The sequence below is a fragment of the Streptomyces sp. NPDC048650 genome (genome assembly GCF_043199095.1).
Taxonomy (GTDB): domain Bacteria; phylum Actinomycetota; class Actinomycetes; order Streptomycetales; family Streptomycetaceae; genus Streptomyces.
On record NZ_JBICVM010000027.1, the window covers coordinates 31725 to 41818 of the forward strand.

General features: G+C 69.0%; 9 protein-coding genes. 7 read left to right on the forward strand and 2 right to left on the reverse strand.

The genetic code is table 11. From position 1 onward, the window contains the following. Positions 1 to 24 precede the first annotated feature (24 nt). From ACGFML_RS37715 to ACGFML_RS37730, 4 genes are read left to right on the forward strand one after another with little or no spacing between them, the layout of a single operon-like run. Positions 25 to 2241, forward strand: a complete 2217-nt coding sequence (locus ACGFML_RS37715; RefSeq protein WP_393550416.1) for a polyribonucleotide nucleotidyltransferase — start codon at positions 25 to 27, stop codon at positions 2239 to 2241. Next, complete coding sequence (locus tag ACGFML_RS37720) at positions 2238 to 3617, forward strand: M16 family metallopeptidase (protein WP_393550418.1); 1380 nt, start codon at positions 2238 to 2240, stop codon at positions 3615 to 3617. The genes ACGFML_RS37715 and ACGFML_RS37720 overlap by 4 nt, the downstream gene beginning before the upstream one ends. A gap of 31 nt (positions 3618 to 3648) precedes the next feature. Beyond that, complete coding sequence (gene dapB, locus ACGFML_RS37725) at positions 3649 to 4401, forward strand: 4-hydroxy-tetrahydrodipicolinate reductase (protein ID WP_393550420.1); 753 nt, start codon at positions 3649 to 3651, stop codon at positions 4399 to 4401. Positions 4402 to 4416: 15 nt separating this feature from the next. Beyond that, on the forward strand, positions 4417 to 4869 hold the full coding sequence (locus ACGFML_RS37730; RefSeq protein ID WP_393550421.1) for a hypothetical protein: 453 nt from the start codon (positions 4417 to 4419) through the stop codon (positions 4867 to 4869). A gap of 55 nt (positions 4870 to 4924) precedes the next feature. Here ACGFML_RS37730 and ACGFML_RS37735 read toward each other — a convergent pair whose 3' ends face one another. Both ACGFML_RS37735 and ACGFML_RS37740 read right to left on the reverse strand, forming a co-directional pair. Then, the gene (locus ACGFML_RS37735) at positions 4925 to 5482 is read right to left on the reverse strand and encodes a hypothetical protein (protein ID WP_393550423.1); all 558 of its coding nucleotides are present in this window, start codon (positions 5480 to 5482) and stop codon (positions 4925 to 4927) included. Between the two features lie 100 nt (positions 5483 to 5582). Beyond that, positions 5583 to 5822 (reverse strand): hypothetical protein, encoded by a 240-nt coding sequence (locus tag ACGFML_RS37740; RefSeq protein ID WP_393550425.1) that lies wholly within the window; start codon positions 5820 to 5822, stop codon positions 5583 to 5585. A gap of 265 nt (positions 5823 to 6087) precedes the next feature. Between ACGFML_RS37740 and thyX the strand changes: the two genes are divergently transcribed. The 3 genes from thyX to ACGFML_RS37755 all read left to right on the forward strand — a co-directional run bounded on the left by thyX (position 6088) and on the right by ACGFML_RS37755 (position 9743). Further along, on the forward strand, positions 6088 to 6846 hold the full coding sequence (thyX, locus tag ACGFML_RS37745; protein ID WP_393550427.1) for an FAD-dependent thymidylate synthase: 759 nt from the start codon (positions 6088 to 6090) through the stop codon (positions 6844 to 6846). A gap of 198 nt (positions 6847 to 7044) precedes the next feature. Further along, positions 7045 to 7944 carry a 4-hydroxy-tetrahydrodipicolinate synthase gene (gene dapA, locus ACGFML_RS37750; RefSeq protein WP_393550429.1) on the forward strand — a complete coding sequence of 300 codons (900 nt, stop codon included), beginning with the start codon at positions 7045 to 7047 and terminating at the stop codon, positions 7942 to 7944. Positions 7945 to 8057: 113 nt separating this feature from the next. Continuing rightward, positions 8058 to 9743 carry a ribonuclease J gene (locus ACGFML_RS37755; protein WP_393550431.1) on the forward strand — a complete coding sequence of 562 codons (1686 nt, stop codon included), beginning with the start codon at positions 8058 to 8060 and terminating at the stop codon, positions 9741 to 9743. Positions 9744 to 10094: the final 351 nt, after the last annotated feature.

Below are 10094 nucleotides of genomic sequence, written 5' to 3' on the forward strand. Positions count from 1 at the left end.
GACGCAGACGAGGAGATATCCCTGGTGGAGAACGAGACCCACTACGCCGAGGCCGTTATCGACAACGGTTCCTTCGGCACCCGCACCATCCGCTTCGAGACGGGCCGCCTGGCCAAGCAGGCCGCCGGCTCCGCCGTGGCGTACCTGGACGACGACACCATGGTGCTGTCGGCCACCACCGCTTCGAAGAAGCCCAAGGACCAGCTCGACTTCTTCCCCCTGACGGTGGACGTCGAGGAGCGGATGTACGCAGCCGGAAAGATCCCCGGCTCCTTCTTCCGTCGTGAGGGCCGGCCCTCCGAGGACGCGATCCTCACCTGCCGCCTGATCGACCGGCCGCTGCGCCCCTCCTTCAAGAAGGGCCTGCGCAACGAGATCCAGATCGTCGAGACGATCATGGCGCTCAACCCCGACCACCTCTACGACGTGGTCGCCATCAACGCCGCCTCCTGCTCCACGCAGCTGGCCGGCCTGCCCTTCTCCGGCCCGATCGGCGGCACCCGTGTCGCACTGATCAACGGCCAGTGGGTGGCGTTCCCGACCCACACCGAGCTCGAGGACGCCGTCTTCGACATGGTGGTCGCCGGCCGCGTCCTCCCGGACGGCGACGTCGCGATCATGATGGTCGAGGCCGAGGCCACCGAGAAGACCGTCCAGCTGGTCAAGGACGGCGCCGAGGCCCCCACCGAGGAGGTCGTCGCCGCCGGCCTGGAGGCCGCCAAGCCCTTCATCAAGGCCCTGTGCAAGGCCCAGTCGGACCTCGCCGCCAAGGCCGCGAAGCCGACCGGCGACTTCCCGGTCTTCCTCGACTACCAGGACGACGTCCTGGAGGCGCTGACCGCCGCAGTCAAGGACGAGCTGTCCCAGGCGCTGACCATCGCCGGCAAGCAGGACCGCGAGACCGAGCTGGACCGCATCAAGGAGATCGCCGCCGAGAAGCTGCTCCCGCAGTTCGAGGGCCGCGAGAAGGAGATCTCCGGTGCCTACCGCGCGCTGACCAAGAAGCTGGTCCGCGAGCGCGTCATCAAGGACAAGGTCCGCATCGACGGCCGCGGCATCACGGACATCCGTACGCTCGCCGCCGAGGTCGAGGCGATCCCGCGGGTGCACGGCTCCGCCCTGTTCGAGCGTGGCGAGACCCAGATCCTGGGCGTCACCACCCTCAACATGCTCCGCATGGAGCAGCAGCTGGACACCCTCTCCCCGGTGACCCGCAAGCGCTACATGCACAACTACAACTTCCCGCCGTACTCCGTCGGTGAGACCGGCCGCGTGGGCTCGCCCAAGCGCCGCGAGATCGGCCACGGCGCGCTCGCCGAGCGCGCCATCGTGCCGGTGCTGCCGACCCGCGAGGAGTTCCCCTACGCGATCCGCCAGGTCTCCGAGGCGCTGGGCTCCAACGGCTCGACGTCCATGGGCTCGGTCTGCGCCTCCACCATGTCGCTGCTGAACGCCGGTGTGCCCCTCAAGGCCCCCGTCGCCGGTATCGCCATGGGCCTGATCTCCCAGGAGATCGACGGTCAGACGCACTACGTCGCCCTCACCGACATCCTCGGTGCGGAGGACGCCTTCGGCGACATGGACTTCAAGGTCGCCGGCACCAAGCAGTTCGTCACCGCGCTGCAGCTCGACACCAAGCTCGACGGCATCCCCGCCTCGGTCCTGGCCGCCGCGCTGAAGCAGGCCCGCGACGCCCGCCTCCACATCCTCGATGTGATGAACGAGGCCATCGACGTCCCGGACGAGATGTCCCCGAACGCCCCGCGGATCATCACCGTCAAGATCCCGGTGGACAAGATCGGTGAGGTCATCGGCCCCAAGGGCAAGATGATCAACCAGATCCAGGAGGACACCGGCGCCGACATCACGATCGAGGACGACGGCACCATCTACATCGGTGCCGCCGACGGCCCGGCCGCCGAGGCCGCCCGCGCCACGATCAACGGCATCGCCAACCCGACCATGCCGGAGGTCGGCGAGCGCTACCTGGGCACGGTCGTCAAGACCACCACCTTCGGTGCGTTCGTCTCCCTGCTCCCGGGCAAGGACGGCCTGCTGCACATCTCGCAGATCCGCAAGCTCGCCGGTGGCAAGCGCGTGGAGAACGTCGAAGACGTGGTCGCGGTGGGCGCCAAGGTCCAGGTCGAGATCGCCGAGATCGACCAGCGCGGCAAGCTCTCCCTGATCCCCGTGATCGAGGGCGAGGACGGCGACGACAAGAAGGACGACGCCGACAAGTGACGTCCCGTACGCACGCGACGACGGCCCGCACCTCTTCGGAGGGGCGGGCCGTCGCCCGTACCCAAACGCTTCTCAAGGGCACCGCGGGTGCCGGCACGGTCCGCCGGACCACCCTCCCGGGCGGCCTGCGCATCGTCACCGAGACCCTCCCGTCGGTCCGCTCCGTCACCTTCGGCATCTGGGCACACGTCGGCTCCCGCGACGAGACCCCGTCCCTCAACGGCGCCACGCACTACCTGGAGCACCTGCTCTTCAAGGGCACCGAGCGGCGCAGCGCCCTGGACATCTCGTCGGCCATCGACGCGGTCGGCGGCGAGATGAACGCCTTCACCGCGAAGGAGTACACCTGCTACTACGCGCGGGTGCTGGACGCCGATCTGCCGCTCGCCATCGACGTGGTGTGCGACATGCTCACCGGATCGCTGATCGAGCCCGAGGACGTGGACGCCGAGCGCGGCGTCATCCTCGAGGAGATCGCGATGACCGAGGACGACCCGGGCGACTGTGTGCACGACCTGTTCGCGCACACCATGCTCGGCGACACCCCCCTCGGCCGCCCGGTCCTGGGCACCGTCGACACCGTCAACGCCCTCACCCCCGAGCGCATCCGCCGCTTCTACAAGAAGCACTACGACCCCACGCACCTCGTCGTCACCGCCGCGGGCAACGTCGACCACGCCAAGGTCGTCCGCCTCGTGCGCCGTGCCTTCGAGCGGGCCGGCGCCCTCGGGCGGACGGACGCCACGCCGGTCGCCCCGCGCGACGGCTCCCGCGCCATCCGCACGACCGGTCGTATCGAGCACCTCAACCGCAAGACCGAGCAGGCACACGTCATCCTCGGCGTGCCCGGCATGGCCCGCACCGATGACCGGCGCTGGGCCATGGGCGTGCTGAACACGGCTCTCGGCGGCGGCATGTCCTCCCGCCTCTTCCAGGAGGTGCGGGAGAAGCGCGGTCTGGCCTACAGCGTGTACTCCTACACCTCGGGCTTCGCCGATTGCGGACTGTTCGGCGTCTACGCGGGCTGCCGCCCCAACCAGGTGCCCGACGTGCTCAAGATCTGCCGCGACCAGCTCGGCCAGGTGGCGGCCGACGGCCTCACCGACGACGAGGTCCGCCGCGCGATCGGCCAGCTCCGCGGCTCCACGGTCCTGGGCCTGGAGGACACCGGCGCGCTGATGCACCGCATCGGCAAGAGTGAGCTGTGCTGGGGAGACCAGATGTCGGTCGACGAGATGCTCGCCCGGATAGCGGCCGTCACCCCCGACGAGGTCCGCGAGGTGGCCCACGACGTCCTGGGCGCCCGGCCCTCGCTGTCCGTCATAGGCCCGCTGACCGACCGGCAGGCGGCCCGCCTGGACGACGCCGTCGCCTAGCCGCAGTACCACCTAGAGAGAGCGGGAAACGATGAGCAAGCTGCGCGTGGCCGTACTCGGCGCCAAGGGGCGCATCGGCTCCGAGGCCGTACGGGCCGTCGAGGCCGCCGAGGACATGGAGCTGGTCGCGGCCCTCGGCCGGGGCGACAAGCTGGAGACGCTGGTCGATGCCGGCGCCCAGGTGGTGGTCGAGCTGACCAACCCGGGCGCCGTGATGGGCAACCTCGACTTCTGTGTGCGCCACGGCATCCACGCCGTGGTCGGCACGACCGGCTGGACCGACGAGCGCCTCGCGCAGCTGCGTACCTCGCTCGCCGCCGCCCCGGAGGCGGGCGTGCTCATCGCGCCGAACTTCTCGATCGGCGCGGTGCTCACCATGCAGTTCGCCCAGCAGGCGGCCCGCTTCTTCGAGTCCGTCGAGGTCATCGAGCTGCACCATCCGAACAAGGCGGACGCCCCGTCCGGTACGGCGGCCCGAACGGCCCAGCTGATCGCCGCCGCCCGCCGGAAGGCGGGCAGCGGCGACCAGCCGGACGCCACGACCACGGCCCTGGACGGCGCCCGTGGCGCGGACGTCGACGGCATCCCCGTCCACTCCGTACGGCTGCGCGGGCTGCTCGCGCACCAGGAGGTGCTGCTCGGCGGTGAGGGCGAGACGCTCACCATCCGCCACGACTCCCTCCACCACTCCAGCTTCATGCCGGGCATCCTGCTCGGTGTGCGCCGGGTGGTGACCACCCCGGGCCTGACCGTGGGCCTGGAACACTTCCTCGACCTGGGCTGACGGGCGATCCCACCGATGCGCGCAAAGATCACCTATTTCGTCCTCGCAGCCGTCCTCGTCGTCTACTTCGTGCTGGTCGGCAGCCGCGGGGTGCTGCTCATCGAGCAGGGCACCCTGCTCACCGTCGCCTTCGGGGTCGCGGTCCTGGTCCTGCCGTTCATCGGTCTCTGGTTCCTCTGGCACACCACGCGGTTCGCCCACCGGGCCGGGATCCTCGCGCGCGAGCTGGAGGCCGAGGGCGGGCTGCCGGTCGACGAGCTGCGGCGCACGCCCGGAGGCCGGATCGACCGTGACTCGGCCGACGAGGTCTTCGCCAGGCGGCAGGCCGAGACGGAGGACGCGCCCGGCGACTGGCGTGCCTGGTTCCGGCTCGCGGTCGCCTATCACGACGCCCGGGACACCCCGCGCGCCCGCAAGGCCATGCAGCGTGCGATCGCCCTCCACGACAGCGGGCCCGTACGGATCTGAATCCGCACGGGCCCGGGGGCTCAGGGGCGCCGTCGGGTGCCCCTGAGGCCGGTGGTCAACGGCGGTACTGCGACGCCCACGCCTCCACCACGTCCGCCGCCCGTTCGAAGGCTTCGGGACGGGACTGGAAGTCGCCGTTGCGGTCGGTCAGCAGTATCCGCGGCTGCCCGGTCCGTACGGGATGGACGATCAGGGCCTGGCCCTGCACCGTCCGTGGCATGCCCAGCCAGCGCACCGGCTGCTGCACCGTGCGCACCGAGCCGACGCCGCTCCACGGATCCGTCGTCGTCCGCAGCAGGGCCACCTGCCGCAGGCCGCTCGAACTGACCCACACGCCCATCCGCACCAGGCGCAGGGACAGGGCGATCACCAGTACCGCCACGACCGCGCAGACCGCGGCGCCGACGAGCGAACCGGCCAGCCCGATGATCATGGCGGACAGCAGGACGAACGAGGCGAGCAGCAAAAACACTGCCGCCGTCCCCACTCGCCACGGTCCGGGGCGGTAGGGACGGCGCCAGTGTTCGGGGTCGTCGTGCGGGTGTGCGGCCACATCCGCCGCACGGCCGGGTCCGTCGAGATCGCGGTCGGCCGTCAGGAAGGGCAGGGGCACGGCTGAACCTCACTCATGGTCACACTCGGAGACTGTGACCGGTGAGGCTATCGGGCCCGGCGGAGCGGAACCACTCGGTGGCGCACTCCGTCCGGTCCGCTCAGCGGTGCGCGGCCTCGGAGTGGTGCACCCGGCTCGGGCCGGAGCTGTCCTGCTGCAGCGACGGAATGCCGAACAGCAGGGCGCCGGCCAGGCCGCCCACGACGGTGAGTGTGATCAGGGACTGGCCGAGAAGCTGCGTACGGGACGCGCGCTGGCGGGGCGGGGGAGTGACATTGCTGCGGAACCGGTCTGCCTCGGCAACGAAGGCGAACGGGACGGGCTCTCGCCGGCGGAACATGAGCGGGCTCTCCTAGGAACCTCGAAGTGGGCACTGTCACAGGGTTAGACGTCTCTGTCGTCCGATTGGTGCCCGTTTTCAGTGACTTCTGTGAAAAATATCAAGCGCCGACGCGTTCCTTGTCAGCGGGGGCCCGTTTTGCACATCTCGCATCCCATCGGAGTGCGTTTTTTGAGTTTTCGTCAGGTTCATCCCTCTTTCCTCGGCTGTCGGTGGTGGGCCGTAGGCTGGGCGCCGCACGAGGATCGAACGGAAGGAACCGCCGGTGTCCCACACCCCCGCCGAGAGCACTGAGAGCCCCGACAGTGCAGCCGCCAGCTTCCGGAGCGAGGTGACGGTCGAGCTGGTCAAGCACAGCGCGTCCGACAGCGACGTGCTGTGGGCCGCCCGTGTCTCCACGGCCGGTGAGCAGTCCCTGGAGGAGCTCCAGAAGGACCCCGAGCGCTCCAAGGGCCTGATCAACTACCTCATGCGGGACCGGCACGGCAGCCCCTTCGAGCACAACTCGATGACCTTCTTCATCAGTGCGCCGATCTTCGTCTTCCGCGAGTTCATGCGGCACCGCGTCGGCTGGTCGTACAACGAGGAGTCCGGCCGCTACCGCCAGCTGGAGCCGGTCTTCTACGTCCCCGGTCAGTCCCGCAAGCTGGTCCAGCAGGGCCGCCCCGGCAAGTACGAATTCGTCGAGGGCACCCCCGCGCAGCACGAGGTGACCACCCGCGTCATGGAGGACACCTACCGCCAGGCGTACGGCGCCTATCAGGAGATGCTCGCCGCGGGCGTCGCCCGCGAGGTGGCCCGCGCCGTCCTCCCCGTCGGCCTGTTCTCCTCGATGTACGCCACCTGCAACGCCCGCTCGCTGATGCACTTCCTCGGCCTGCGGACCCAGCACGAGCTGGCGAAGGTTCCCTCCTTCCCGCAGCGCGAGATCGAGATGGTCGGCGAGCAGATGGAGGCCCGGTGGGCCGAGCTCATGCCGCTCACGTACGGCGCATTCAATGCGAACGGCCGCATCGCGCCGTAAAGCACCAGGCGACGGGCCGCGCGCCGCACCGCGCAGCACTGACGTGCGAGGTGTCCGGATTGCGGCGGTTTGAGAAGTTCATCTACTCTGAACAAACGGACCCGGCACTGCTTGAACCCCCGAGCAGGCAGTGCCGGAGTCCACATCCCTGCTCCCCAGACGCACATCCCGAGGTGCGCTACGAGTAGCGTGGGACCCATGGCTCCGACTTCCACACCGCAGACCCCCTTCGGGCGGGTGCTGACCGCCATGGTCACGCCATTCACGACGGATGGCGCACTCGACCTCGATGGCGCGCAGCGGCTCGCCGCCCATCTGGTGGACGCCGGCAACGACGGCCTCGTCGTCAACGGCACCACCGGAGAGTCCCCGACCACCAGCGACGCGGAGAAAGCCCAGCTCGTACGCGCCGTGGTCGATGCGGTGGGTGACCGCGCCTTCGTCGTCGCCGGAGCCGGCACGAACGACACCCGTCACAGCCTGGAGCTCGCCCGCGCCGCGCAGGACGCCGGCGCACACGGCCTGCTCGCCGTGACGCCGTACTACAGCAAGCCGCCGCAGGAGGGTCTGCTGCGGCACTTCACGGCCATCGCGGACGCCACCGAGCTCCCCGTCATGCTGTACGACATCCCCGGCCGCAGCGGTGTCCCGATCAACACCGAGACGCTGGTCCGGCTCGCCGAGCACCCGCGGATCGTGGCCAACAAGGACGCCAAGGGCGACCTCGGCCGCGCCAGCTGGGCCATCGCCCGCTCGGACCTCGCGTGGTACAGCGGCGACGACATGCTCAACCTCCCGCTGCTCTCGGTCGGCGCCATCGGCTTCGTGTCCGTGGTCGGCCACGTCGTCACCCCCGAGCTGCGCGCCCTGCTGGACGCTCACCTCAACGGCGACGTCACCAAGGCCACCGAGATCCACCAGAAGCTGCTGCCCGTCTTCACCGGCATGTTCCGCACCCAGGGCGTCATCACGACCAAGGCCGCCCTCGGTCTCCAGGGCCTCCCCGCCGGCCCGCTGCGTCTGCCCCTGGTCGAGCTCTCCTCGGAGGAGACCGAACAGCTCACGCGCGATCTTGCCGCCGGCGGGGTACAGCTCTGAACACAGACTTCACAACTGAACACGGACCAACGACCGCCACATAGCAAGTGCACGAATGTCATGCGCGCCACGTGCCTCGAGGGCAGCGTGGCGCGTGTGGTGAGGAGAGTCTTTTGAGTCATCCGCATCCCGAGCTCGGCGCCCCGCCGAAGCTTCCCAAGGGCGGCCTGCGGGTCACCCCCCTCGGTGGCCTGGGTGAAATCGGCCGCAACATGACCGTCTTCGAGTACGGCGGCCGGCTGCTGATCGTCGACTGCGGAGTGCTCTTCCCTGAGGAGGAGCAGCCCGGAATCGACTTGATCCTGCCGGACTTCTCGTCCATCAGGGACCGCCTCGACGACATCGACGGCATCGTGCTCACGCACGGCCACGAAGACCACATCGGCGGTGTCCCCTATCTCCTGCGCGAGAAGCCGGACATCCCCCTCATCGGCTCCAAGCTGACCCTCGCCCTGATCGAGGCCAAGCTCCAGGAGCACCGCATCCGTCCCTACACGCTGGAGGTCTCCGAGGGCGACCGCGAGCGCCTGGGGCCCTTCGACTGCCAGTTCGTGGCCGTCAACCACTCCATCCCCGATGCCCTGGCAGTCGCCATCCGCACTCCCGCGGGCATGGTCGTCCACACCGGCGACTTCAAGATGGACCAGCTCCCGCTGGACCGCCGCCTCACGGACCTCCCGGCCTTCGCCAAGCTCGGCGAGGAAGGCATCGACCTTCTTCTCTCCGACTCCACGAACGCCGAGGTCCCGGGCTTCGTCCCGCCCGAGCGCGACATCTCCAACGTGCTGCGCCAGGTGTTCGCCAACGCCCAGAAGCGCATCATCGTCGCCAGCTTCGCCAGCCATGTGCACCGCATCCAGCAGATCCTCGACGCCGCCCACGAATACGGCCGCAGGGTCGCCTTCGTCGGCCGCTCGATGGTGCGCAACATGGGGATCGCCCGTGACCTGGGATATCTCAGGGTCCCGGCGGGTCTGGTCGTCGACGTCAAGACGCTCGACGACCTTCCCGACGACGAGGTCGTGCTGGTCTGCACCGGCTCCCAGGGCGAGCCCATGGCGGCGCTCTCCCGTATGGCCAACCGCGACCATCAGATCCGGATCGTCCCCGGCGACACCGTGATCCTGGCCTCGTCCCTCATCCCGGGCAACGAGAACGCGGTCTACCGCGTGATCAACGGCCTGACCCGATGGGGCGCGCACGTCGTCCACAAGGGCAACGCCAAGGTCCATGTCTCGGGCCACGCCTCGGCCGGCGAGCTGCTGTACTTCTACAACATCTGCAAGCCGAAGAACCTGATGCCGGTGCACGGCGAGTGGCGCCATCTGCGGGCCAACGCCGAACTGGGCGCCCTGACCGGCGTCCCGAAGGACCGCATCGTCATCGCCGAGGACGGCGTGGCCGTCGACCTCGTCAAGGGCGTCGCAAGGATCGTCGGCAAGGTCCAGGCGGGCTATGTCTACGTCGACGGCCTCTCGGTCGGCGACGTCACCGAGACCCACCTCAAGGACCGCCGCATCCTCGGCGACGAAGGCATCATCTCGGTCTTCGTGGTCGTGGACAGCAGCACCGGCAAGATCGTCGGAGGCCCCAACTTCCACGCCCGTGGTTCCGGCATCGACGACTCGGCCTTCTCGGGGGTTGCCCCCAAGATCGACGAGGCCCTGAACAAGTCGGCCCAGGACGGCATCACCGAGCCCCACCAGCTCCAGCAGCTGATCCGCCGCTCGGTCGGTAAGTGGGTGTCGGACAACTACCGGCGCCGCCCGATGATCCTCCCCGTGGTCGTCGAGGTCTGAGGCCCACAGCGGTACGAAGGTCCTCAAGTCGGAGCGGGGCGCCCGGATTTGCATCCGGGCGCCCCGCTCCAGTAGGTTTACGGCTCCGCCTGAACGGGAAGCACCGCGCACTTGCGTGTACGGAGCCCTCCCTCAGAAGTAGCGGAATTCCGACCCAAAGCAATCTGTTAAGGTCGGATCAGCCGAAAGGCAAACCCCTCCGACGGGAATTCGGAACCGAAATTCGACCGGAAACGGCGAGGCTCGGATCTGGTAAAGTCGGAAAGGCCGGAAAGCGAAAGCCGGAAGGTCGACCCCGCTCCAACGGGGGGCCGGAGACGGAAACGGATCTGGTAAGGTTGGAAACGCGAA